At 53.1% G+C, this 22,900-nt stretch carries 21 protein-coding genes and 1 tRNA gene; 15 read left to right on the top strand and 7 right to left on the bottom strand.

Annotation, left to right across the window (positions count from 1 at the left end):
- The first annotated feature begins 107 nt into the window (after window positions 1-107).
- Entirely contained in the window at window positions 108-1,376 is a 1,269-nt protein-coding gene (rho, locus tag ACFPLB_RS01105) for a transcription termination factor Rho (RefSeq protein WP_378227396.1), read from the top strand.
- A gap of 105 nt (window positions 1,377-1,481) precedes the next feature.
- Here the strand turns inward: rho and ACFPLB_RS01100 are convergent, their stop codons facing one another.
- Window positions 1,482-3,653, bottom strand: a complete 2,172-nt coding sequence (locus tag ACFPLB_RS01100; protein WP_378227395.1) for a thioredoxin domain-containing protein — start codon at window positions 3,651-3,653, stop codon at window positions 1,482-1,484.
- A gap of 56 nt (window positions 3,654-3,709) precedes the next feature.
- Here ACFPLB_RS01100 and mnmE point away from each other — a divergent pair, with 56 nt between their 5' ends.
- The 7 genes from mnmE to ACFPLB_RS01065 all read left to right on the top strand — a co-directional run bounded on the left by mnmE (window position 3,710) and on the right by ACFPLB_RS01065 (window position 10,828).
- Entirely contained in the window at window positions 3,710-5,035 is a 1,326-nt protein-coding gene (gene mnmE, locus ACFPLB_RS01095) for a tRNA uridine-5-carboxymethylaminomethyl(34) synthesis GTPase MnmE (RefSeq protein ID WP_378227394.1), read from the top strand.
- Window positions 5,036-5,176: 141 nt separating this feature from the next.
- On the top strand, window positions 5,177-7,051 hold the full coding sequence (gene mnmG, locus ACFPLB_RS01090; protein WP_378227428.1) for a tRNA uridine-5-carboxymethylaminomethyl(34) synthesis enzyme MnmG: 1,875 nt from the start codon (window positions 5,177-5,179) through the stop codon (window positions 7,049-7,051).
- On the top strand, window positions 7,048-7,677 hold the full coding sequence (rsmG, locus tag ACFPLB_RS01085; protein ID WP_378227393.1) for a 16S rRNA (guanine(527)-N(7))-methyltransferase RsmG: 630 nt from the start codon (window positions 7,048-7,050) through the stop codon (window positions 7,675-7,677). The genes mnmG and rsmG overlap by 4 nt, the downstream gene beginning before the upstream one ends.
- Before the next feature lie 39 nt (window positions 7,678-7,716).
- Complete coding sequence (locus ACFPLB_RS01080) at window positions 7,717-8,517, top strand: ParA family protein (RefSeq protein ID WP_378227391.1); 801 nt, start codon at window positions 7,717-7,719, stop codon at window positions 8,515-8,517.
- 45 nt (window positions 8,518-8,562) lie between these two features.
- Window positions 8,563-9,441 carry a ParB/RepB/Spo0J family partition protein gene (locus ACFPLB_RS01075; RefSeq protein ID WP_378227427.1) on the top strand — a complete coding sequence of 293 codons (879 nt, stop codon included), beginning with the start codon at window positions 8,563-8,565 and terminating at the stop codon, window positions 9,439-9,441.
- Between the two features lie 159 nt (window positions 9,442-9,600).
- Entirely contained in the window at window positions 9,601-10,647 is a 1,047-nt protein-coding gene (holA, locus tag ACFPLB_RS01070) for a DNA polymerase III subunit delta (RefSeq protein ID WP_378227390.1), read from the top strand.
- Between the two features lie 107 nt (window positions 10,648-10,754).
- A tRNA-Gly gene (locus ACFPLB_RS01065) sits at window positions 10,755-10,828 on the top strand.
- 155 nt (window positions 10,829-10,983) lie between these two features.
- On the opposite strand, the gene ACFPLB_RS01060 is transcribed toward ACFPLB_RS01065, so the two are convergent.
- Entirely contained in the window at window positions 10,984-11,472 is a 489-nt protein-coding gene (locus ACFPLB_RS01060; protein WP_378227389.1) for a GlcG/HbpS family heme-binding protein, read from the bottom strand.
- A 292-nt stretch (window positions 11,473-11,764) separates the two neighbouring features.
- Between ACFPLB_RS01060 and ACFPLB_RS01055 the strand changes: the two genes are divergently transcribed.
- Window positions 11,765-12,349 carry an ankyrin repeat domain-containing protein gene (locus ACFPLB_RS01055; protein WP_378227426.1) on the top strand — a complete coding sequence of 195 codons (585 nt, stop codon included), beginning with the start codon at window positions 11,765-11,767 and terminating at the stop codon, window positions 12,347-12,349.
- Window positions 12,350-12,451: 102 nt separating this feature from the next.
- On the opposite strand, the gene ACFPLB_RS01050 is transcribed toward ACFPLB_RS01055, so the two are convergent.
- The gene (locus tag ACFPLB_RS01050) at window positions 12,452-12,817 is read right to left on the bottom strand and encodes a DUF805 domain-containing protein (protein ID WP_378227388.1); all 366 of its coding nucleotides are present in this window, start codon (window positions 12,815-12,817) and stop codon (window positions 12,452-12,454) included.
- A 322-nt stretch (window positions 12,818-13,139) separates the two neighbouring features.
- Between ACFPLB_RS01050 and ACFPLB_RS01045 the strand changes: the two genes are divergently transcribed.
- Window positions 13,140-13,979 (top strand): LOG family protein, encoded by an 840-nt coding sequence (locus tag ACFPLB_RS01045; protein WP_378227425.1) that lies wholly within the window; start codon window positions 13,140-13,142, stop codon window positions 13,977-13,979.
- 29 nt (window positions 13,980-14,008) lie between these two features.
- Here ACFPLB_RS01045 and ACFPLB_RS01040 read toward each other — a convergent pair whose 3' ends face one another.
- A complete protein-coding gene (locus ACFPLB_RS01040; protein WP_378227386.1) occupies window positions 14,009-14,716 on the bottom strand; it encodes a pyrimidine 5'-nucleotidase in 708 nt (235 codons plus the stop codon).
- Between the two features lie 126 nt (window positions 14,717-14,842).
- On the opposite strand from ACFPLB_RS01040, the gene ACFPLB_RS01035 reads away from it, so the two are divergent.
- Window positions 14,843-15,580 carry a GGDEF domain-containing protein gene (locus ACFPLB_RS01035; protein ID WP_378227385.1) on the top strand — a complete coding sequence of 246 codons (738 nt, stop codon included), beginning with the start codon at window positions 14,843-14,845 and terminating at the stop codon, window positions 15,578-15,580.
- A 180-nt stretch (window positions 15,581-15,760) separates the two neighbouring features.
- On the opposite strand, the gene argB is transcribed toward ACFPLB_RS01035, so the two are convergent.
- Entirely contained in the window at window positions 15,761-16,654 is an 894-nt protein-coding gene (gene argB, locus ACFPLB_RS01030) for an acetylglutamate kinase (protein ID WP_378227384.1), read from the bottom strand.
- Window positions 16,655-16,974: 320 nt separating this feature from the next.
- Here argB and ACFPLB_RS01025 point away from each other — a divergent pair, with 320 nt between their 5' ends.
- The gene (locus ACFPLB_RS01025) at window positions 16,975-17,328 is read left to right on the top strand and encodes a YbaN family protein (protein WP_378227424.1); all 354 of its coding nucleotides are present in this window, start codon (window positions 16,975-16,977) and stop codon (window positions 17,326-17,328) included.
- Between the two features lie 285 nt (window positions 17,329-17,613).
- Here ACFPLB_RS01025 and ACFPLB_RS01020 read toward each other — a convergent pair whose 3' ends face one another.
- Window positions 17,614-19,107, bottom strand: a complete 1,494-nt coding sequence (locus ACFPLB_RS01020; RefSeq protein WP_378227383.1) for a UbiD family decarboxylase — start codon at window positions 19,105-19,107, stop codon at window positions 17,614-17,616.
- A 167-nt stretch (window positions 19,108-19,274) separates the two neighbouring features.
- Here ACFPLB_RS01020 and ubiT point away from each other — a divergent pair, with 167 nt between their 5' ends.
- The 3 genes from ubiT to ubiV are packed head-to-tail and all read left to right on the top strand — an operon-like array spanning window position 19,275 to window position 21,769.
- The gene (gene ubiT / locus ACFPLB_RS01015; protein WP_378227382.1) at window positions 19,275-19,835 is read left to right on the top strand and encodes a ubiquinone anaerobic biosynthesis accessory factor UbiT; all 561 of its coding nucleotides are present in this window, start codon (window positions 19,275-19,277) and stop codon (window positions 19,833-19,835) included.
- A 14-nt stretch (window positions 19,836-19,849) separates the two neighbouring features.
- The gene (gene ubiU / locus ACFPLB_RS01010) at window positions 19,850-20,833 is read left to right on the top strand and encodes a ubiquinone anaerobic biosynthesis protein UbiU (RefSeq protein ID WP_417281647.1); all 984 of its coding nucleotides are present in this window, start codon (window positions 19,850-19,852) and stop codon (window positions 20,831-20,833) included.
- Between the two features lie 33 nt (window positions 20,834-20,866).
- Window positions 20,867-21,769: a ubiquinone anaerobic biosynthesis protein UbiV gene (ubiV, locus tag ACFPLB_RS01005; protein ID WP_378227423.1), complete on the top strand. Its 903-nt coding sequence runs from the start codon at window positions 20,867-20,869 to the stop codon at window positions 21,767-21,769.
- A 27-nt stretch (window positions 21,770-21,796) separates the two neighbouring features.
- Here ubiV and ACFPLB_RS01000 read toward each other — a convergent pair whose 3' ends face one another.
- On the bottom strand, window positions 21,797-22,894 hold the full coding sequence (locus ACFPLB_RS01000; protein ID WP_378227380.1) for a CobW family GTP-binding protein: 1,098 nt from the start codon (window positions 22,892-22,894) through the stop codon (window positions 21,797-21,799).
- Window positions 22,895-22,900 lie beyond the last annotated feature (6 nt).

Below are 22,900 nucleotides of genomic sequence, written 5' to 3'. Positions count from 1 at the left end.
GAAACTCCTTCCTTCTTTATGCGTCGTCGGTTTATCCACCTTTGAGCGCGCATAGCATATCATCGCATTCGCCGATAATTTTCTTCCCTACACTTTAGAGTCCCGCCATGCAGGAAATGAAACTCGCAGAGTTTAAAAACAAGAAGCCGCCCGAGTTGATTGCTTATGCTGAATCACTTGAGGTCGAAAATGCCAGTGTCATGCGCAAGCAAGAGTTGATGTTTGCCATTCTCAAGAAACTGGCTGCACAAGATATTGAAATTATTGGCGACGGTGTCGTTGAGGTGTTGCAGGATGGTTTTGGCTTTCTGCGTTCAGCCAATGCCAATTATCTGCCAGGCCCGGATGATATTTATATCTCGCCTTCGCAGATTCGCCGTTTCTCGCTAAAAACCGGCGATACGGTGGAAGGGCCGATTCGCAGCCCCAAGGAAGGGGAGCGCTATTTTGCGCTGCTCAAGGTCAATACGATCAATTTCGATGACCCGGAGAAAATTCGCCATAAAATCCATTTTGACAATCTGACGCCGCTTTATCCCAATGAGCGTTTGAACATGGAGGTGGATACTCCTACCACCTCCAAGGATATTTCTGCGCGGGTGATTGATCTGGTTGCCCCATTGGGCAAGGGCCAGCGTGGCTTGATTGTCGCGCCGCCACGCACTGGTAAAACGGTGTTGTTGCAAAATATCGCCCATTCCATCACCACCAATCATCCTGAATGCTATTTGATTGTGTTGCTGATCGATGAGCGCCCTGAGGAAGTGACTGACATGCAGCGCTCGGTGAAGGGTGAGGTCGTGTCCTCAACCTTTGATGAACCGGCCACACGTCACGTTCAGGTGGCTGAAATGGTGATCGAGAAGGCCAAGCGTCTGGTTGAGCATGGCCGCGATGTTGTCATTCTACTTGATTCCATCACTCGTCTGGGCCGTGCTTACAACACGGTGGTGCCGTCCTCCGGCAAGGTGCTGACCGGTGGTGTGGATGCAAATGCCTTGCAGCGCCCGAAGCGGTTTTTCGGGGCAGCCCGCAATATCGAAGAAGGTGGCTCGCTGACCATTATTGCAACAGCGCTGATCGATACCGGAAGCCGCATGGATGAAGTGATTTTTGAAGAGTTCAAGGGTACCGGCAATTCGGAAATCGTTCTGGATCGCAAGGTTGCCGACAAGCGCATCTTCCCGGCCATGGATATTCTGAAATCGGGAACCCGCAAGGAAGACCTTTTGGTACAGCGTCAGGATCTGCAAAAGATTTTTGTATTGCGTCGTATTCTTGCCCCGATGGGAACAACCGATGCGGTTGAATTCCTGATTGACAAGCTCAAGCAGACGAAGACCAATTCGGACTTTTTCGATTCAATGAACACCTGATCTGTGTTTTACCTATCGTCAGGTTGATTGGAAGGCGGGACCATGGATCATGGTTCCGCCTTTAAAGCGGGTTACGTTGAATCTTTCAGATTTACGTAACCCGCTTTAAGCTTTTGTTTTTATGCATGTCTTTATCTCGAAACTGGTTCTCAAGTCTCGAGAGACAGGCTTTAATATGCTCTCCAGAAGATCAGGGTCGGTGATGACGGGGCGGCAGCTTTGTCCTGTGCACAGATAGGCCCCGGCCTTGTCTGTTACAGGCGCCATATTGCCGGGAAGGCTGACATCCATTTGGCTGCCAATGGGTAAAACAAGATCAACCCGGCGGGGATCAGGATATCGATTCGCAACCGGAACAAAGCTGTAATTCTGTGGGTGTTCCACCATCACCAGCTTGTGTGGTTCACGTGCCAGTTCACAGGCGGTGAAAATACCAATCTGGCCGTAGCTTTGCCTGGCTGCCCGCCCGGCTGCATATTCTGCTACTGTCCAGGCTTTCTGCTGGAGATCAGGATCACCGGTCAGTGAGGCCAGACGTGTCAGGGCTTCAATGATTTGTGCGGTTGCCGATGGGATTGCTTCATCAACATCGCCACGAATACGAACCGGAACATCAAGACTGTCTGAGGCGCTTAGATAATAGCCGGTTTTACTGTCATCACTGTACCATTGGTCCAATTGATGGATAAAATGATGAGCGTTCTCAATATAGGTTTTTTCTCCGGTCGCCTCAAACAGGGAAATGGCTGCATTGATCATCGCTCCATAATCAGATGATAATGCTGGAAACTGGTTTTTTTCACCTAGAGCATCGGACCAAAAAGTGGAATCGGTTTTTGGATAATTCCGATGCTCATTCAAAGAGTTAGAGCGTCCTTTGTGCGTCCGATAGGACGCACGGCGCTCTAATGTGGAATGTGGCAAACGCCCATCCTGCGCCGTCGTGAGGATATGTTGAAAAGCCTGTTTTGCTGCTTTTATCCAGTCACAACGGCCAAAACTACGCCCACATTCAGCCAGTGCAGAGATTACCAGTCCGTTCCAGTCGGTCAAAATCTTGTCATCACGGCCGGGTCGTATTCGCTTTTCTCTGGCGGCAAGCAGGCGCTGTTTTAGTGGGGTTAATTCAGTTAAATGATCCGTTGCGGCCAATGCCTGTTTGCGGGTCTGAAACAGGATTGGCTTTCCCTCCCATGCTGGTGGCCTGGCAAGAAAATGATGGGCGAAGAAAAATGGGGCATCATTTTTAAGAACCTCTTCTATATCTTCTTTTTCCCAGAGATAGAAAAGCCCTTCCTGACCTTCACTGTCGGCATCAAGACTAGAGGCAAAAGCTCCCTCTTCGGTTCTCATTTCGCGCAGCAGAAAACCGATGGTTTCTTCGATTCGGATACGAAACAATTCTGAATTGCTTTGGGCATAGGCCCAGTTGGCAAGACGCAGCAACTGGGCATTGTCGTAAAGCATTTTTTCAAAATGCGGAACCAGCCATTCGGCATCGGTGGCATAGCGGGCAAGTCCGCCGCCAATGTGATCATATATGCCACCGGCAAGCATATGTTCGAGGCTTTCAATCACGCTTGAGCGCTGTTTTTCATTGCCGGTATTGAGAAAGGACAGCCACAATGCCTGCATGAAAGGAGCATTGGGAAATTTAGGCGCACCTTTCAGCCCGCCCGCCTGCCGATCAATCATCTGTTCGATATTTTCAGCCAGATCAGGCAGTGTGTTCTTCTCTATGGCTGCTTTATCATGTGAGGAACCAAGTTTTTCCTGAATATGACGGCTCAAATTATCAGAGCTGTTTAATATGTCAGCGCGTTTGTTGCGCCATGCGCCTGCGACTGCTTCAAGCACTTCAACAAAGCCGTGTCGGCCAAATCGGCTTTGCGGTGGAAAATACGTACCGCCCCAGAAGGGTCTGGCATCGGGTGTTAAAAACATGGTAAGGGGCCAGCCACCCTGATCTCCCATTGCGGTCAGGGCTGCCATATAGGTCTGGTCAATTTCCGGCCGTTCTTCGCGATCGACCTTGATATTGACGAAGAGACGGTTCATGACGGCAGCAATTTCAGGGTTTTCAAAGCTCTCATGAGCCATGACATGGCACCAGTGACATGCTGCATAGCCGACGGAAAGCAAAACAGGGCGGTCAAGTGCCTGCGCTTCTTCCAATGCAGCGGAAGACCAAGGGCGCCAGTGCACAGGGTTGTTCGCGTGCTGCTGTAAATAGGGGCTTGCTTCGTCAAAAAGCAGATTGTGCGCGGGCAGGGTCATAGGCCAGTCCTTCCCGGAATGAGCCAAAGTGTTGAAGTTATTGTAATATGGAACAAATGATATTCAATGACACAATTGTTGCGCTGTCGAGCGGAAGGCTTCCAGCGGGCGTTGCTGTCATTCGAATTTCCGGTCCTCAAACTCGATTCGTTATCGAAACGATGAGCGGTCATTTGCCTTTACCAAGACAAGCGGTCTTGCGGGCATTTTACTCACAAGGCGATGGTGAGATTCTTGATCGTGGCCTGCTTGTATTCTTCCCGGGACCGCGGAGCTTTACCGGCGAAGATGTAGCAGAGCTGCAAATTCATGGTGGTCAGGCTGTTGTTAGCGCCATGTTAAAGGAACTGACGGGCTTCCAGCATGTTCGCTCTGCCGAGCCTGGAGAATTTACCCGGCGGGCTTTCATGAATGGAAAGCTGGATCTGGTGAAGACCGAGGCGCTGGCTGATCTGATCAATGCCGATACGCAGGCACAAAGGCGTTTTGCCCAGCGCAATGCGGATGGTGCTCAAAGTGTGCTTTATGCAGATTGGCGCAAGCGACTGATTCATGCCCGCGCCATGATTGAGGCCGAGATAGATTTTGCCGATGAGAGTGATGTGCCGGGCTCGGTTGCTGCAACAATATGGGCCGATACGGCGTGTCTGGCACAGGAAATTGAGAAGCATATTGAAGGCTTTACCGCGGCTGAAATCATCCAGGATGGTTTCAGGGTGGTTATATTAGGCGCTCCAAATGCCGGAAAATCAAGTTTGCTGAATGCCTTGGCTCAACGAGATGCAGCGATTGTTACGGATGAAGCTGGAACTACGCGGGATCTTCTTGATATTGTTCTTGATCTTGGCGGCTTGAAAATCATTGTAACCGACACCGCCGGCTTGCGTGAAAACCCCGGCCGCGTTGAGGCGATCGGCATTGAAAAGGCGCAAGCCAGAGGCAAGAAGGCTGATCTGGTTCTTTTTCTGGAAGACATGTCAGACCCACAAATGGTTGAGATCGACTGGCTGGCCGGGGATCATATCAAGGTTGGAACAAAGCTGGACCTCATCGAATTCGACCAGACACAGCATGATCAATATGATTTCTGCATTTCTCATTTAAGCGGTCATGGAATAGCTGATCTTCTGGAAGCGATAAAACAAAAAGCTGAAGCGCGACTTGCGGCAGCTGGAGACATTCTCCCATTTCGGATGCGGCATGTTGAATTGTTGGAAGAATCGCTGGAGCATTTGACAGAAGCTCAAAATACCCTGCAGCCGCTGGAAATCCGGGCCGAGGAATTGCGTCTCTGCGCCAATTTACTTGGACGAATTTCAGGGGCGGTCAATGTCGAGGATTTGCTTGATGTCATTTTTTCACAATTCTGTATCGGCAAGTGATTCACGTGAAACAGGTTTTATGGGGTGACTCACGTGAAACACCCAAATGGCATGAATTAAAAGTTTCACGTGAAACATTTAAAATACTCATTGACCTTCAAAAATATGATAGAAGTTGCTTTTCCGACCAGAGAAACTGTCATGAAATCCGAATATGATGTCATTGTTGTAGGTGGTGGCCATGCCGGTTGTGAGGCCGCCAGTGCTGCGGCTCGCAGTGGTGCAATAACGGCATTGGTCACTCTTCGTGCTGATACGATTGGCGCCATGTCGTGCAATCCGGCGATTGGTGGACTTGGCAAAGGTCAGCTTGTGCGCGAAATTGATGCGCTGGATGGCTTGATGGGCCGGATTACCGATCAGGCTGGCATTCAATTTCGTATGTTGAATCGTCGTAAAGGCCCGGCGGTGAGAGGCCCGCGAACACAAGCGGATCGTGAGCTGTATAAACAGGCTGCTCAACAGGCCCTGCAGAAACAGGCTGGGCTTACGATTATTGAAGGTGAAGTTCAGGATCTTGAAATTCAGGATGGTGGGATCAGGGCCGTCATCCTTGCCAATGGCAGAAGGTTGCCCTGTGGTGCCGTTGTTTTGACGACCGGCACATTTTTGCAGGGCCTGATCCATATCGGGGATCGTAAAATTATTGCTGGTCGCATGAATGAGCAGGCCACAACCGGGTTGTCGGCCACTCTGGCACGAGAAAATTTCAAGCTTGGCCGCCTCAAGACAGGCACGCCACCGCGGCTTGATGGGCGCACAATTGACTGGAAGTCGTTGGAAATGCAGGCTGCTGACGACGAGCCAGTGCCTTTTTCTTCAATGACAGATCGTATCACTGTTCCTCAAATCGAATGCGGGATTACGCGCACCACCCCTGCTACACATCAGTTGATCCGGGATAATATAAAGCGCTCGGCCTTATATTCCGGTTCGATCGGAGGGATCGGGCCACGCTATTGCCCGTCTATTGAAGACAAGATCGTCAAATTTGCGGATCGGGATAGCCATCAGATTTTTCTGGAGCCGGAAGGGCTGAACGATCATACGGTTTATCCAAACGGTATTTCTTCATCGCTGCCTGAAGATGTTCAACTGGATCTTCTCAAGACCATTCCGGGGTTGGAAAAATCCGTCATGCTTCAACCGGGTTATGCGATCGAGTATGACCATGTCGATCCTCGTGAACTTAATGCAACGCTTGAGACCAGACGCATTAAGGGTCTGTTTCTGGCAGGACAAATCAATGGAACCACGGGGTATGAAGAAGCGGGCGGGCAAGGCTTGCTGGCGGGCATTAATGCCGCACACCGGGCTTCAGGGACGGAATTGATAACGATCAGCAGAACGGAAGCCTATATTGGCGTTATGATCGATGATCTGATTCATCAAGGGGTGACGGAACCTTATCGAATGTTTACCTCCCGGGCAGAATTTCGTCTGTCTTTGCGGGCTGATAATGCAGATGAGCGATTAACACCGCTTGGAATTCGTCTGGGTATTGTTTCAGATGCGCGAAAGAGCAAATTTGAGCAAAGCTGTGAAGCATTGGGCCGCGTACGTTCACTGGCGCAGTCTCTGGCGATCAGCCCCCAACAGGCGGCCGCACATGGTCTGAATGTTAATCATGATGGTGTTCGCCGCACCGGTTATGAGTTGCTCAGCTATGAAGGTGTTGATGTCAAATGGCTATCAAAACTTGATCCCGGCTTTGATAATATTGACAGAAAAACGGCGGAAGCATTGGAAATCGAAGCGAAATATTCTGTTTACATCGAACGGCAGAAGGCGGATGTGCTGCGGATTCAGGCGGAAGAGGGGCGCAGCATTCCAGTTGGCCTTGATTTCGGAAATATTCCGGGGCTTTCGAACGAGCTCAAGCAAAAAATTGCAGAAAGACAACCACATTCAGTTGCTGAAGCCTTGCGCATTGAGGGCATGACGCCAGCAGCTATCGCCTTGATTGTTGCGCATGTCCGCAATCATGAGAATGCAGCCAGAAGGGGCGCGGCATGAAGGATCAGCGTTTTGAAGCGCTAAGGCTTGCCGCAAAATCTGTTTCACGTGAAACCTATGAGGCGCTTCGAGAGTTTGAGACGCATTTTCTTAAATGGAATCAAAGCATCAATCTTGCCGCCCTCTCCACATTGTCCGACACCTGGAACCGGCATATTGTGGACAGCGCCCAATTATATGGCATTGCTCCTGAAGCAACCCGGTGGCTGGATCTGGGATCAGGCGGTGGGTTTCCCGGGCTGGTTCTGGCTTTTCTGATCCGCGAGCGGACTGGTCATATTGATCTGGTTGAGAGCAATCGAAAGAAAGCCGGTTTTTTGCAGGCCATGACAGGCGAGTTTAATCTCCCGGCACGAGTGGTCGCGCAACGCATAGAAAATGCACCCAAACTGGTCGAGCAGCCACAAATTGTGACAGCGCGAGCGCTGGCGCCATTGCCGAGCTTGATAGGGTTGGCTTCGCCCTGGTTGCTGAAAGGTGCTGTTGGGCTTTTTCATAAAGGACGGGATTACCGCTCTGAGGTTGAAGAAAGCAGTCAACGTTGGGTGTTTGATCTGATAGAACATAAAAGTCTGACAGGCTCTGACAGCGTCGTACTTCAAATCAGTGGTTTAAGTGCCAGATAAACAAACTGGTTTATCGGAATGAAATTCCGGCAGGAAAGAATGATCAGCAACACTCCGCGTATCATCACTGTAGCGAATCAGAAGGGCGGCGTCGGCAAGACGACCACCGCGATCAATCTTGCAACCGCACTGGCAGCTATTGGCGAGAAAGTTCTTATTGTTGATCTTGATCCGCAGGGTAATGCCAGTACAGGGCTGGGTATCGATCGCAAGGACCGTTTGATTTCATCTTATGATGTGCTGACGGCAAATGCGACGATTGAGCAGGCGTCGGTTCAGACGGAGGTTCCAGGGCTTTGGATCGTTCCATCAACGCTTGATCTTCTGGGTGTTGAAATGGAAATTGCAGCAGCGCCGGATCGCGTATTGCGGCTGCGAAATGCCTTGCGGGTGGCATCACAACGCTCTGAGCCTTTCACCTATATATTGCTCGACTGTCCACCTTCGCTGAACCTTTTGACGTTGAATTCGATGGCGGCGGCAGATTCTGTGCTGGTTCCGCTGCAATGTGAGTTTTTTGCGCTGGAAGGGTTGAGCCAGTTGCTGCAAACCGTTCAGCAGGTGCGTGGCTCCATCAATCCACAATTGGAAATTCAGGGCATTGTGCTGACCATGTTTGACGGGCGCAATAATCTGGCCAATCAAGTGGTACAGGATGTGCGCGCCCATATGGGCGAAAAGGTCTATGAGACTGTTATTCCGCGGAATGTGCGGGTGTCGGAAGCGCCTTCCTATGGCAAGCCGGCAATTTTATATGATCTGAAATGCTCGGGAAGTCAGGCATACCTGCAATTGGCCTCGGAAGTTATCCGTCAGGAACGGCGTTTGCGGGCGGCCTGAGGGGGCAGACAATAATGATTCGGTAGTGAAACGGTTTGGTTGGCTATGAACGAAGATCCTTCAAGAAAAAGACTGGGCCGGGGATTGGCCGCGCTGATTGGTGAAATTGACCGGCCAGCCGAGGCACAGGCGCCGGTAACGAAGGCAGATGGCAAGGTGCCGATTGAATTTGTTGCCCCCAATCCGCGCAATCCGCGTCGCCATTTTGGGGAGGCCGAACTGACCGATCTTGCACAATCCATTCGTGAGCACGGTATTGTTCAGCCGGTGGTGGTGCGCTCAGCGCCGGGCTCGACGGGGCGCTATGAAATCATTGCCGGAGAGCGGCGCTGGCGGGCGGCGCAGCGGGCCGGGCTGGTGGAAATTCCGGTCATTGTTCGTGAGGTTAGTGATCGCACGGCACTGGAACTGGCCATTGTCGAAAATGTGCAGCGTTCTGATCTGAATCCGATCGAAGAAGCGCTGGGTTATGAACAGCTTATTGAAGAGCATAGTTACAGTCAGGCGGATCTGGGCCAGGTGATTGGCAAAAGCCGCAGCCATGTAGCCAACACGCTGCGCTTGCTCAAGCTGCCGGATGTTATCCGGGATCTGGTGGTTGATGGCTCGTTGTCGGCTGGTCATGCGCGCACTCTGGTAACGGTTGAAGACCCGGTGGGGCTGGCCAGACGCATTATTGAAGAAGGGCTTTCCGTGCGTCAGGCAGAAGCGCTTGCCCAAACACCCGCAAGCAGTTCTGCAGATCAGAAACGGACTGCTGGTCCGGCAGAAAAAGATGCGGATACGCTGGCTTTGGAAAAACTGCTGACTGATACAATCGGCTTGAAGGTTGTCATTGCGCACAAGCAACGGGGCGGTGAATTGCGGGTGGCTTACAAGACATTGGATCAGCTTGACGATCTGTGCCGCAAGCTGAAGCTTTAGCCGCCTTTGTGCTGCGCTTAGAGCGCCGTGCGTCCAATCGGACGCACAAAGGACGCTCTAACACTTTGAATGAGCATCGGAATAATCCGAAAACCGATTCCACTTTTCGGTCCGATGCTCTAATTTCCATCTGACTGCAAAATGTTTTAGAAGCCTTTCATGGCGCAGAAAAAAGCACATGAAGTCGACGCCTGGCTGGCAAGGCCGGATCGTGAGACTTTTCTCATTCTTCTTTACGGTCCTGATCGAGGGCTGGTGGCGGAACGGGCTAAAGCCTTTGCTGTCGGTACCGGTTTGCCGCTGGACGATCCTTTCAGCGTGGTGAAACTGGATGGGGGGGATGTGGAAAAAGGTGAAGGGCGGCTTTCACAGGAAGCCCGCACAGTACCGATGTTTGCTGATCGTCGCTTGCTATGGGTTCGCAATGCGCCGGGCCAAAAGGCATTTGCCGATGAGGTGAAGGCTTTGCTTCACGAACCACCACGTGATGCGCTCATTTTGATTGAGGCAAGCGAGTTGAAGAAAAATGCTCCATTGCGCACTGTCGTGGAGACAGGAAAAGGCGCAATGGCCCTGCCGTGCTATGCGGATGGGAGCCGTGACATTGAAGCGCTGATTGATGATGAACTGCGTCAGGCGCGTATGAGCATGGGGCCGGATGCGCGTCAGGTATTGCGTCGCAATCTGGGGGGGGATCGCCTTGCCACCCGTGCTGAATTGCAGAAACTGACGCTCTATGCGCAAGGTCAGGCGGAAATTTCCGTTGAGGATGTCCTGCTGATGACCGGCGATGTGTCGGGGCAATCGCTTGATGATGCCGTTGATGCGATTCTGGAAGGGCGTGTGAGTGATTTTGACAGCGCTTTTACACGCCATTGTCAGTCGGGAAGTCAGCCATTTTTAGCGCTTTCTGGCATGATGCGTCAGTTTCATGCGCTTCATGCCATGCGTGGCGTCATGGAAGATGAGGGGCGCAATGCTGTTTCGGTGGTAAGTGCTGCAAGACCGCCGATCTTTTTTGCACGGCGAAAGCTGGTTGAGCGTGCGCTGGAACGCTGGAATCGACATTCCATAGAGCGAGCTTTATTGCGGTTACACATGGCTGTGCTGCAAACCCGCCGTCGGCCGGAACTTGGCACAGCACTTGTGCGTCAGGCCCTGCTTGGCATTGCGGTTGAAAGTGCGCGCCTGTCACGGCGGCGTTAAAGCATTTTGCAGTCAAATAATTTCATTTGATTGCAAAAGCTCTAAAATCCTGATCTTGAAGCAGGATAAGCTTTTTTGTAAGAAAAGCGACAGGCTTTAAGCCTGATGCGGGTATGATGTAATGGTAGCTTGTCAGCTTCCCAAGCTGAACGTGCGGGTTCGATTCCCGCTACCCGCTCCAGTTTCTCGCTGTTATTTCAACTATAAAATTCTCTAAGCTCTTGTTTTCGATGTATTTTTGTAACGTCAGATGTAACCCATCTGTACTCACAAAATGCTTTAAAATAAAACGGCCCGCACAAGGGGCGAGCCGCCTTATAATTTTGTCAACAAGCCTTATTCGGTGGCGGCACCGATGGCCATCAGGCCAGCTTTAGCGCAATTGGTATCGATATCCCCATTGGGTGCACCGCCAACACCAATGCCACCGACCAGCGCCTTGTCAAACTTGATTGCCAGACCGCCGCCTTGAATGACCATGCGGCTGTCCATGTCACGCAAGCCGTCATTGGCCGCATTGGCGGCGATGAATTCGGCCAGGCCTGCCGTATCGCGGCCCATGGCAGCGGAGGTGAAAGCCTTGCCGGTGGCGCTGGCGCCTGTATGGGGGCCAGAATTATCGGCTTTCAACAAAACCTTGGTTGAACCATCACGCGCCACAATGGCAACGCTGACATTGTGGCCTTCAGCAGCGCAAGTCATCAGCGCAGCGTCGGCAGCCTGAATGGCCAGTTCAAGCGGGAGGTAAGGGGCTGTTGGCAGGTCCTGTGCCGAAGCAGCTACAGGGATCAGAAAGGCAGAGGCCAATAGGAGAGTACGAATCATAAGGGTACCTTTTATTGTGATCATCATCAAATCACCCCCGCAGCTTTTCTATCCCATGCAGAGCTTGAATTCCATATCCCTGGCCTCACAATTTTTTCTTCCCTCAAGTGTATCATGGCTTTCAGATGTATGGCTTGTTTTTGCCGCATTTCTACTGCGTTTTCCGGTGTATCTGACTGCAAAAAGCTTGTGGGAGAATTCCAATATGTGTTGTCGAATCATCCGTAATACAGCTGCAGTGTTGTTTGTCATCACCGTGTTTTTTATCGGAGCAGGATCAGCCGTGAGCGCAATGGAACTTCATGATGCAGCCGGAAAGAACAACGCTGCTCTCGTTACCCGGCTTCTGGCTGAGGGTACAAAAATCGATAGCCGCAATGATAGCGGCGCCACCGCGCTTCTTGTTGCCACCCATGCCAATGCAGTGGATGCGGCGCGTGTGCTGATTGAGGCGGGGGCTGATGTCAATGCCAAGGATAATATCCATGACAGCCCCTATCTTTATGCCGGGGCGCGCGGCCATCTTGATATTCTCAAGCTGACACTGGCGCATGGGGCAGATCTGAAAAGCACCAATCGCTATGGCGGTACGGCGCTGATCCCAGCTTCCGAGCGCGGTCATGTCGAGACGGTCAAAACCCTGATTGAGGCTGGATCAGATGTTGATCACGTCAACAATCTGCACTGGACGGCTCTTTTAGAGGCCGTCATTCTGGGGGATGGTGGCCTCTCCCACCAGCAGATTGTTGAATTGCTGGTCAAGGCCGGGGCCAATGTCAATCTGGCCGATGGCAATGGCGTGACGCCGTTACAGCATGCCCGTCAGGCCGGTTATCAGGAGATTGAGCAGATCCTTGTTGCGGCTGGAGGCCGCTAGAGAATTTCTTGTTTTCACGAAAACAGATGAAATGCTCTAAACTATTGTTTTTGCCGCATTTGTGCTTTCGTCAGATGGTGCCATCTGTGCTCGCAAAATGCTTTAGTGTGGGCTGTCTGTGCGGTTTCCGTACTGGTTGGGTCCGGGAGTGCCTGACATGAAGGCAAGCACTCCAACGGCCAGAATATCAAGCAATAATGTGGATATCGCCCAGCCGCCGGGCCTGTTGCAATCATGCAGCCGTTTGATCGATAGCATCACATTGCTCCACAATGATGCAAGGATTGCCGCCAGCATAAGCATGGCCCAGCCTGTGCTTGGCTCTGTTTCCGTCGAATAGCGCACGAATTGATAGGCGGTAAAAAAACGGGCCATATAAGAAAGCGCACAGGCCATGACATACACACGACGGCTAATGCGCCCTGATGTGCCAAAGAAAAGCCAGAAAATTCGTTGAGAGCCGGTCACGTTTCAGCCTCTGAGCAGTGTATGGATTGTAATTTGAAGATTTGCCAGATCGGGCTGCGGCATTTATTGCTCCTGCGCAAGCCTTGTGAGGCGATTGTTAACGGAATGGCAAGCCGTGCGGACCCTATTTGAAGGCATGGTGAGGGTCAATTGCAGCCAGGGCATTTCTTGTTTCTTTGGCGGCGGTTGGAAACGCTGTAGAGCATGATGATTTTTTCTTGAATCGTCATCATGCTTCAAGCTTTTGTTTATACGCATGATCTTATCCGAAAAGTCTGCAACTTTTCAGGGTCAGGGCGCAGGGATTTTAGGATATTGCATGATGAATCCAGAAGAAAAGACAGGCTGGACGCCATTACCTCACTCTGACGAAACGCTGGAGCAGGTGCGAAACGTGCCTGATACCCCACAGACACGCGCCGCAACCTATCGCCTTGCCTGGAGCGATGAGGATTTCATGACGCGGCGTGAGTTGCGTCCCATTCGTCTCCAGCTTGAATTGCTTAAGCCTGAAATGACCCTGACCGAACGGGGCATTCGCTCCACGGTTATTTTATTTGGTGGAGCCCGTCTGCCCGAACCGGGTGGCGATGCGTGGGCTGCCAAAAACGAGACGCAAAAGCGCAATCTTGAACTCAACAGTGTCTATTATGAAGAAGCGCGCAAATTTGCCCGCCTTTGCTCGGACTATTCAGCCTCCACCTATTATCGTGAATTTGTGGTGGTGACAGGCGGCGGACCGGGCGTGATGGAAGCGGGAAACCGCGGAGCCGATGATGTTGGCGCCCCTTCCATCGGCCTTAATATCATCCTGCCGCATGAACAGGCGCCTAATCCATATGTGACGCCGGAATTGTGTTTCAATTTTCACTATTTTGCGATCCGCAAGATGCATTTTGTCATGCGCGCCAAGGCCATTGCGGTTTTTCCGGGTGGCTATGGCACCATGGATGAACTGTTTGAAACGCTGACACTGATCCAGACAGGTCGCATGGAGCGGGTGCCCGTCATCCTGTTTGGCAAGACCTTCTGGAACCGCGCTGTCGATCTCGATTATCTGGCTGAACAGGGCGTTATCAGCCCCGGTGATCAGGACATTATCGACTATGTCGACACCGCTTCCGAGGCGTGGGAAATCATCAGGAAATTCTACAGTCTTTGAAAGGCATATAAAGGTTGTAACAGCTCCCCTTACCGGCTTGCCGTGACAATTCGGGTCAGAAACCCGGCAAGGTCATCTGTTACATAGTCGACATCATCTTCTTCATCCGGATCGCTTTCCCAGATTTCAGAAAATACCGGCTCAAAATTATTGGGCACAACAAGCACGGTGGTCATGCCCATCTTCTTCGGCACAGCCAGATTGCGGGCCAGATCTTCAAACATCACCGCATTTGTGCCGATGATCGAATGCAGGCTCGTAAATTTTTCATAAGGCGCCGGGGCAGGCTTTGGCGTCAGATCCGCAGCTACAATATCAAAAATATCGTCAAAATGATCAAGAATGCCAAGCTGACGTGCAGCGCGTTCAGCATGGGTGCGGTCACCATTGGTGAAAATGAAGCGACGCCCCGGAAGCTGGTGAATGGCAGCGCCCAGAACCGGATCCGGTTTGAGCCAGGAATAGTCGATGTCATGCACTTTCATGAGGAAATCATCGGGATCAATGCCGTAGAGATTCATCAATCCGTTGAGTGTGGTGCCATATTCACGATAGAGGGTCTTTTGCAATTCACGGGCTTTTTCGCGCGACAATGCAAGAAGCTCTGAAACATAGGCCGTCATGCGCGCATCGACCTGTGAAAACAGGTTCGTGTGGTGCGGGTAAAGCGTATTGTCGAGATCAAAAACCCAATCTGTAACATGGGCGAATCGGGAAATGTCAGGAACTTGTACCATGGTTGACTTATGCCATGAAAAACCGGGTTTGGCTCCCCATTCATTGCAGGTTCATCCAGCTTCTGGTCCATGGACAAAAATGGCTGCGGGCGCAATCGCCACAAAGAGGGAAAAGAGTTGTTGCATGTGATTATCAAGGCTCTGGCAATTGCACTGGCCTCGGCAGCAAGTTCAGTGCTGCTTGCGATAGTGATCCTGCCATTTTTCGGCGCCACTTTGGGAACGCTGGGCCTGCTCATGTGTATCTTGTGCCCGCTGATTATTGCATGGCCCGCCACAAGCTACATGATCTGGCAAAATAACAGGCTGTCACTTGCACATGCCGAACTTGCCATTGCGCATCAGCGCCTGATGGAAAAAGCGCGCCGGGACGATATGACAGGCATGCTCAATCGGGAAAGCTTCTTTGGCAGTCTGGAAAAGACAAGGCGCAAGACCGATGCAGGTGTACTGCTGATCATTGATGCCGATCACTTCAAATCCATCAATGATCGTTTTGGCCATCTTGTCGGTGATGAAGCCCTGCGCCATATCGCCAGCGCACTGCATGAAGCCATTCGTGCCGGTGATATGCTTGGCCGGATTGGGGGAGAAGAATTCACCGTCTTTTTGGCCGGGGCCTGTGAAAAAGAGGCTGTTCTTATTGCAGAGCGTATCCGCCAGCAGGTGGAAAAGATTGAGTTTCAGGCCGAAGATAACCAGATCGTGCCGCTGACAGTTTCAATCGGCGGCGCCATATGGCAACCGGGAGCAACCATTTCAGACATGATGCGGATTGCGGATCAGCGGCTTTATGAAGCCAAAAAACGTGGTCGCAATCGGGTAATATTTGACCCGAACAAGAAAAATGCGAAAGCAGCCTGACCGACAGTTTTGCTTTTTTTAAAATGCTTTAGAGCATTTTGCAGCCAGACGGAATCGTCTGGCGTCGCAGAAATGCGGCTAAAACAAGAAATTAGAGTATTTCATCCGTTTCCATAAAAACAAGAAATGCTTTAGAGCACTCTTTTATCCAAAGAGTCTGCAACTTCTCAGGATCGTGTTTTAAGGCACAATCAGCGTGCCTGCGCCATGCTCGGTAAAGAGCTCGAGCAACACGGAATGGGCGGTCTTGCCGTTGAGGATCACCACCCCTTCCACGCCACGCTCTATCGCCTCGATACAGGTTTCCACTTTCGGGATCATGCCGCCTGAAATCGTGCCATCGGCAATCAGCTTGCGCGCCTGCGAGACGGTCAACTCATCAATCAGCTTCTTGTTCTTGTCCAGAACACCGGGAACATCGGTCAGGAACAACAGGCGCGTGGCATTCAGCGCGCCGGCAATGGCTCCGGCAAAAGTATCGGCATTGATATTATAGGTGTGCCCATCGCGACCGGGCGCTACCGGGGCAATCACCGGAATCATTTCAGAACGGGCCAGCAGATCGAGCAAAGTGCGGTCTACCTCCACCGGCTCACCGACAAAACCAAGGTCCAGAACGCGCTCAATATTGGAATCGGGGTCCTTGATGGTTTTGCGGGCTTTCTGGGCAAAGACCATATTGCCATCCTTGCCGCACAAGCCAATCGCCCATTCGCCCTCGGAATTGATAAGAGCGACAATTTCCTTGTTGATGGAGCCAGCCAGAACCATTTCCACGATCTCGACCGTTTTCTGGTCAGTCACGCGCAAACCGCCTTCAAATTTGGATTCAATGCCCATGCGCTCCAGCATCGCACCGATCTGTGGCCCTCCGCCATGCACGACGATGGGATTGACGCCAGACTGCTTGAGCAGGGCAATGTCGCGGGCAAAGGCGCGGCCAAGTTCAGTGTCGCCCATGGCGTGTCCACCATATTTGACCACCACGGTCTTGTTCTCGTAACGCTGCATATAAGGCAGCGCTCTGGAGAGAAGTGTGGCTTGCATTTCGGCGTTGGCGTCCCGATCCGTCATCGCTCAAATCCCGTTGAGTATTTTGCAAGACCAGATGACGTCATCTGGTCTTGCATGAATGGGGCTAAACAAAAAGCCAGCGCCTCATAACCGGAAAAGACGAAGCGGGCAAATACCATGTTCAGTTCTTGCCAGATTGCCGGGTCGCCTTGCTACAGGATTAAAGCTGATATGATTTGTCCACTTGATTGAGGCTTGTTCGTGTTTGATGGTGGCAGGCGTCAACACTATTTCTTCACACGCTTTTATAATGCAAGGCTGACAGACCCATGCAAGCTGAACAACAGCCCCGCACAGAACTCCAACAGATTTCGGCCTTCATGCGCTATGTCTTTCTCGCACTCGGGTTTTTCTTTGTCGCATTGGGTTTCATCGGCGCATTTTTACCGGTGCTGCCGACCACGCCATTCCTGATCCTGGCTGCGGCCTGCTTTGCCAGATCATCACAACGTCTGGAACTCTGGCTTCTTGACCATCCCCGTTTCGGTCCCTTGCTGCGTGACTGGCGTTTGCGCGGCGCCATTCCGCGCAAGGCCAAGATGATGGCGCTGATTGGTACCGGACTTGGCTTTTTCTTGTTCTGGTTTGGCAGCAATCCGGGCCCATTGCTGGCGCTTTCAGTGGCAGCCCTCATGCTGACAGGCCTGATTTATGTGTTTACCCGCCCCTCCTGACCTCCTGAGGGGAGAGCAAAAACAGTGGGCTGATTTTGGAAAAAAGACAGCGCCTTGTTATTTGCAAAATGCAAAAATCGGGCTGCGACATTTTAATCTACTAAATTAGTAGACAAAGGCTTGATCCACGAATGCGATCATCCTATCTGACAGTCGTGCCGGGCGTTCTCCTCCCATTGCGCCAGGCACGTTCCCCTCTGGAAGGTTTCAACTTTCCATATTTAGGCCGGGCTTTTAAGTCCGGCCCTTTTTTTGCCTGCAGTTTGGTTTTGGAGTATTTTGCCGTCAGATATCTGACGGAAAAAATTCATGCCAGCGAGACGTAACCTGCTCGGCAATCGATGCATCCATGACAAGTCCGTCTGGCCAGTTACGGCGGGTCTCCGTGCCGATTTTCCTTGTCGCATCAAGACCCATCTTGCCACCCAGCCCTTCAAGCGGCGAGGCAAAGTCAAGCGGATCAACCGGGGTGCGGTCGATGACCAGCAGATCGCGTGCAGCATCCATGCGGGTGGAAACCGCCCACATCACATCTGCCCAGCATCGAATATCAATGTCATCATCAACCACGATAATCGTCTTGGTCATCGAAAATTGCGGCAGCAATGCCCAAAACCCCATCATGACGCGCCGCGCCTGTCCGGCATAGGTCTTGGCAATGGAAATGACGGCAATCCGGTAGGAACAGGCTTCCGGCGGCATCCATATATCGATGATTTCCGGGATCGCCTGCCGCAGCAATGGTTTGAAGACCTCCAGAAGCGTGATACCCAAAACAGACGGCTCATCGGGTGCACGACCGGTAAAAGTGGTCAGATAATGGGCCTGATCGCGCAGGCAAAGTCGTTTCAGCGTAAAAACCGGATAGGATTCAGCCTCATTATAATAGCCGGTATGGTCACCAAACGGTCCTTCCAGCGCAACCTCTGTCGGTGAGACCGTGCCTTCCAATATGATCTCGGCACTTGCGGGCACATGCAGCGGAATGGTGGCGCAGGGCGCTATGCTGGCGCGCCGGTTGGCAATCATCCCCGCCAGCGCCAGTTCAGATACGCCTTCGGGTGCGGGCATGACGGCGCCAAGCATTGTGGCGGGGTCGGCGCCGATGACCACGGCCACCGGCATGTCTTCGCCTCGTGACTGCCAGAGCCGGTGGTGGGCTGCCCCGCCGCGCATCGGCAGCCAGCGTAAAATGGCCCGGTCACGATCCATCACCTGCATCCGGTAAATACCCAGATTGTAGCTGGCCGGATCATCTGCGCCCGGTGGGCGGGTGATTACCACCGGCCAGGTGATCAGTGGTCCGGCATCTCCCGGCCAGCAGGTCTGTACCGGCAGTAATGAAAAATCCGGGTCAAGATCGCGCCACTTTCGTGGCCTTGCCGTTTTCCTTGGCCGCGCCTGCAAGGCGCTGCGTGCTGCGGGCAGTAATGAGTGCGCTTCACGCAGGCTTTGCGGCGGTTGCGGGGAGCGTAGCCAGGCCAGCATTTGCCCCAACCCCTTGAGACCCTCAATATCTGTGCCAAGCCCGGCGGCTACCCGTGAAGGGGTTCCAAACAGATTGGCCACCACCGGCATTTGCGCTTTATTGCCCTGCCGATCCTGAGCTTTGGCCAGACACAGAGCCGGGCCGTGGGTAGCAATCACCCGGCGGTGCAGTTCGGTAATTTCCAGATACATGGAAACCGGCGCATCAATGGTTTCAAGCTCGCCTTGCGCTTTCAGATATTCAAGAAAAACCCCCAGAGTAGGGAAAGGTGGGAGTGTGCGCTGATACATGAAAGAAATACCCTGCCTGACCGCAGACTCCCGACTATCATGCACAGCGGAGGCAGATATTGCGCTTGAACAAAGACAATCAATCTTGCTTTTGTTTGTCCAAACGCAAACAGGTTTTCCTTTTCCTTTTTATAGTCACCGCGCCCGCGATAATTCAGAGGGATGCGATGACCCTGGACCCCAATGATGATGCCAGCCTGGATGCCAGTCTTCCGGGGCTGGTTCGGCTTTTGCCGGCTTTTCCCGGACGGCCATTAGGGCCATTGCTGACGCAGGCCTTGCGATCGCTGGCCCGGCGGCGGCCCGAGACTTTTGAGCGGCTCGGCGAATTCAGCAAGGCGCGTTTTCTCATTGATCCAAGCGACCTGCCTTTTGCCTTCCATGTGGTGCCGGATGGGCAGGCGGCTTTGGTGCGGACAGCGGACAGGCAAAGCACTGCCGATTTTGATGTCACTATTCGCGGGCCGATCCTGCTGCTTCTAGGTATTCTTGATGGCTCGCTGGATGGCGATGCGCTGTTTTTCCATCGCGCTATCACAGTCAGCGGCCGCACCGAAGCGGTGGTGGCGTTGCGCAATGCCATAGAAGATGCCGAATTGCGCCCTTCAGACCTGCTTGGCTTGCGTGGCGCAGTCGCCCGGTTTGCCGATACCGGCATCTTGAACGGGCTTTTGCTTGCCCGCCGCTTTGTTGCCGGTGCATCCCGGCCCGAAAGGACAGTTTCATGACCGCAAATGGCCGCATGGAGCTTGTTTGCCCTGCCGGAACACCTTCAGCCCTTCGCGCCGCTGTGCAGGCAGGTGCGGATGCAATCTATTGCGGTTTTCGCGACGAGACCAATGCCCGCAATTTCCCCGGTCTTAATTTCTCGCCTCAGGAAATGGCTGAGGGCATTGCCTTTGCTCATGAGCATGGCAGCAAGGTATTGGTCGCCATCAACACATTTGCCCGTGCCGGTAACACCGATCCATGGCGTCGGGCTGCCGATACGGCTGCTTCTTGCGGGGCTGATGCGATAATTGCTGCCGATATTGCCGTGCTCGATCATATGGCCAGCCAGCATCCCGGCACCCGCCTGCATCTGTCTGTACAGGCAGCAGCGGCAACGCCTGAAGCAATAGGTTTTTATGCCGATGCCTTCAATGTGCGCCGCGTGGTGCTGCCGCGTGTCTTGTCCGTTCAGGAAATTGCCGCTCTCAATCGTCAGATCAGCGTCGAGACCGAGGCTTTTGTGTTCGGGGGCCTGTGTGTGATGATCGAGGGCCGTTGCTACCTGTCGTCTTACGCTGCCGGGCGTTCGCCCAATCTCAACGGTGTTTGTTCTCCGCCTGAAATGGTCACCTATGATGAGGACAAGGACGGCACTGCCGCCCGGCTTGCCGGTTTTACCATCGACCATTACGCACCGGGTGAACCGGCTGGTTATCCAACCCTGTGCAAGGGCCGGTTCAAGGCAGGCGACAAGGCAGGCTATCTGTTTGAAGATCCGGTGAGCCTGAATGCAGGCAGCATGATCGTGGCCTTCAAGAAGGCGGGAGTGACTGCCCTGAAAATTGAAGGCCGCCAGCGCGGCAAGGGCTATGTCACGCAAGTGGTGCGGGCTTTCAAAAAGGCGGTCGATGCAGCTGAGCAGGGCCATGACGCCACCGAGATCGACAGCATCCTTGCCAGCCTGTCCGAAGGTGGCCGCCAGACCACCGGCGCTTATCGCAAGATCTGGAGATAGGCCGTGCAACAGGATGCCCCGACACAGATTGCCTTGACGCATGTTGCCTTGACACTTGGGCCATTATTCTTTCACTGGCCTGCGGAGCGGTTGCGCAATTTCTATTTTCGTATTGCCGATGAAGCAGCCTTTGAACGGGTTCATATTGGCGAGGTTGTTTGCGGCAAGCGCATGCCGTTTTCTGATCCCGTCTGGCCGGAAATCATTGAGCGGCTGGAGCGCGGCGGCAAGGAAGTGGTGCTTGCCACATTGGCGGCCCCGGCCACAGTGCGTGAACGCAAATCCATTGCCGCCTTGTGTGAAGCCGGGCATATGGTCGAGATCAACGACATCACCGCCTTGCCTGCCCGCAGCGGCAGGCCCTTTGTTACCGGCCCGTTCTTGAATGTCTATAATGAGGCGACAGCGCGTTTTCTGGCCCGCCATGGCGTCACCACCATCTGCCCGCCGGTTGAATTGTCACTGGAAACGGCAGGCACTATCGCTGCGGCCTGTCCTGAAGTCGAATTTGAGCTATTTGCCTTTGGCCGTCTGCCACTGGCTTTGTCGGGTCGCTGCTATCATGCAAGGCTGCATGGGCTGCACAAGGATTCTTGCCAGTTCACCTGCGAGCAGGACCTCGACGGGCTGGCGGTCGATACGCTCGATGACCAGTCTTTTCTTGCCATCAATGGTGTGCAAACCCTGTCGGCGGAGGTTCATGCCGCATTGTTTACATCGCAAGCGCTGATCCGCCATGGCGTGAGGCGGCTGCGACTGTCACCGCATGATTGCAACATGGTGGAAGTGGCGCGTATCTATCGCGCTCTGCTTGATGGCGCATTAAGCCCTGAAGACGCCCGTTTTCAGCTTTCCTGCCTCGACCTGCCGGGGCGGCTGGTCGATGGCTATGCGCATGGCAAGGCCGGTGCATTGTCCGTTGTTCAGCCAGCCTGAAGCTGGCGCATGATCTTGTTGGCCATCTTATTGGCCGGGGATCGCCAGCGGATTGCTTTCCAGTGCGGCGCGGTCGGGCATGTCGATTTGCGGTGTGTTGGTGATGGCTGCAAACAGCCGCTTTATATAATCGCCCGGCATGTCGAGCGTGATCAGCACCAGCCGGGTGCCGCGCTTTTCATCCGGCCAGAAGGGCAGGCGCGCCGGAGGGTGCAGGGTTTTTTGCACGCCATGCACCACCAGGGGCCGGGAGGGGTCTTCAGCAAGCTCGACAATGCCTTTCATGCGCAGCAGGTTTTCACCATGTGTTGAGCGCAGCAGGTCAAAAAACATCTCGATGGCGGTAAACGGCACCGGTCCATCATGGATCAGTGTATCGGTACGGATACGAGAATCGTGATGATGATGGTGCGCATGGCCGTCATCATGGTCGCAATCATGCCCATGCAAATCCTCGTCCTGCGCTTTGCCCAACCAGCGGCGCACATCTGCGCTTTTGCTTTGCGGGTCATAAAGCCCGCAGTCAAACAGATCGCCAAGCCCTGCCTTGCCGACATCAAGGATGGGCGCTGACGGGTTGAGCTGTCTTAGCCGCGCTGTCAGTTGCGCCAAATTTTCTCTCGCCCCCCCCATATCCAGTTTGGAGATGATGAGGCGATCGGCAATGGCAGCCTGCTTGACCGCTTCCAGATGGGAATCGAGCGTTGATGCACCATTGAGTGCATCAACCAATGTCAAAACGCCATCCAGCCGGAAAGCCTGTACCAATACCGGATGGGCCATGATCGATTGCAACACCGGAGCCGGATCTGCCAGCCCGGTTGTCTCAATGACAACCCGTGACAAGGCAGCAATGCGCCCGGTCTGGACCCGGTCAACCAGTTCGGCCAGCGTGTCGATTAGTTCACCACGCACTGTGCAGCACAGGCAGCCATCCGAAAGCTCGATAATACCATCTGATGCCTGCTCGACCAGCAGATGGTCGATGGCGACATCACCAAATTCATTGATGATGACAGCCGTATCCTTAAGCTCGGGGTCTTTCAGCAGGCGGTTAAGCAAGGTTGTCTTGCCCGAACCGAGAAAGCCGGTAAGCACGGTGACGGGGATGGGAAAGCGGGTCATGGCTTT

It is taken from the genome of Aquamicrobium segne (genome assembly GCF_042656785.1).
GTDB lineage: Bacteria > Pseudomonadota > Alphaproteobacteria > Rhizobiales > Rhizobiaceae > Mesorhizobium > Mesorhizobium segne.
This window is presented reverse-complemented; position numbering and strand designations above follow the sequence as displayed.

Excerpts from the sequence above, each read along its gene's own strand:
- ACFPLB_RS01080 (WP_378227391.1), top strand. The coding sequence starts at position 7,717 with ATGATCAGCAACACTCCGCGTATCATCACTGTAGCGAATCAGAAGGGC.
- ACFPLB_RS01020 (WP_378227383.1), bottom strand. The coding sequence starts at position 19,107 with ATGTATCAGCGCACACTCCCACCTTTCCCTACTCTGGGGGTTTTTCTT.
- mnmG (WP_378227428.1), top strand. The coding sequence starts at position 5,177 with ATGAAATCCGAATATGATGTCATTGTTGTAGGTGGTGGCCATGCCGGT.
- argB (WP_378227384.1), bottom strand. The coding sequence starts at position 16,654 with ATGACGGATCGGGACGCCAACGCCGAAATGCAAGCCACACTTCTCTCC.
- ACFPLB_RS01060 (WP_378227389.1), bottom strand. The coding sequence starts at position 11,472 with ATGATTCGTACTCTCCTATTGGCCTCTGCCTTTCTGATCCCTGTAGCT.
- ACFPLB_RS01100 (WP_378227395.1), bottom strand. The coding sequence starts at position 3,653 with ATGACCCTGCCCGCGCACAATCTGCTTTTTGACGAAGCAAGCCCCTAT.
- mnmE (WP_378227394.1), top strand. The coding sequence starts at position 3,710 with ATGATATTCAATGACACAATTGTTGCGCTGTCGAGCGGAAGGCTTCCA.
- ubiT (WP_378227382.1), top strand. The coding sequence starts at position 19,275 with ATGACCCTGGACCCCAATGATGATGCCAGCCTGGATGCCAGTCTTCCG.
- ACFPLB_RS01055 (WP_378227426.1), top strand. The coding sequence starts at position 11,765 with ATGGAACTTCATGATGCAGCCGGAAAGAACAACGCTGCTCTCGTTACC.
- ACFPLB_RS01000 (WP_378227380.1), bottom strand. The coding sequence starts at position 22,894 with ATGACCCGCTTTCCCATCCCCGTCACCGTGCTTACCGGCTTTCTCGGT.
- ubiU (WP_417281647.1), top strand. The coding sequence starts at position 19,850 with ATGGAGCTTGTTTGCCCTGCCGGAACACCTTCAGCCCTTCGCGCCGCT.
- ACFPLB_RS01040 (WP_378227386.1), bottom strand. The coding sequence starts at position 14,716 with ATGGTACAAGTTCCTGACATTTCCCGATTCGCCCATGTTACAGATTGG.
- ACFPLB_RS01025 (WP_378227424.1), top strand. The coding sequence starts at position 16,975 with ATGCGCTATGTCTTTCTCGCACTCGGGTTTTTCTTTGTCGCATTGGGT.
- rho (WP_378227396.1), top strand. The coding sequence starts at position 108 with ATGCAGGAAATGAAACTCGCAGAGTTTAAAAACAAGAAGCCGCCCGAG.
- holA (WP_378227390.1), top strand. The coding sequence starts at position 9,601 with ATGGCGCAGAAAAAAGCACATGAAGTCGACGCCTGGCTGGCAAGGCCG.
- rsmG (WP_378227393.1), top strand. The coding sequence starts at position 7,048 with ATGAAGGATCAGCGTTTTGAAGCGCTAAGGCTTGCCGCAAAATCTGTT.
- ACFPLB_RS01075 (WP_378227427.1), top strand. The coding sequence starts at position 8,563 with ATGAACGAAGATCCTTCAAGAAAAAGACTGGGCCGGGGATTGGCCGCG.
- ACFPLB_RS01045 (WP_378227425.1), top strand. The coding sequence starts at position 13,140 with ATGAATCCAGAAGAAAAGACAGGCTGGACGCCATTACCTCACTCTGAC.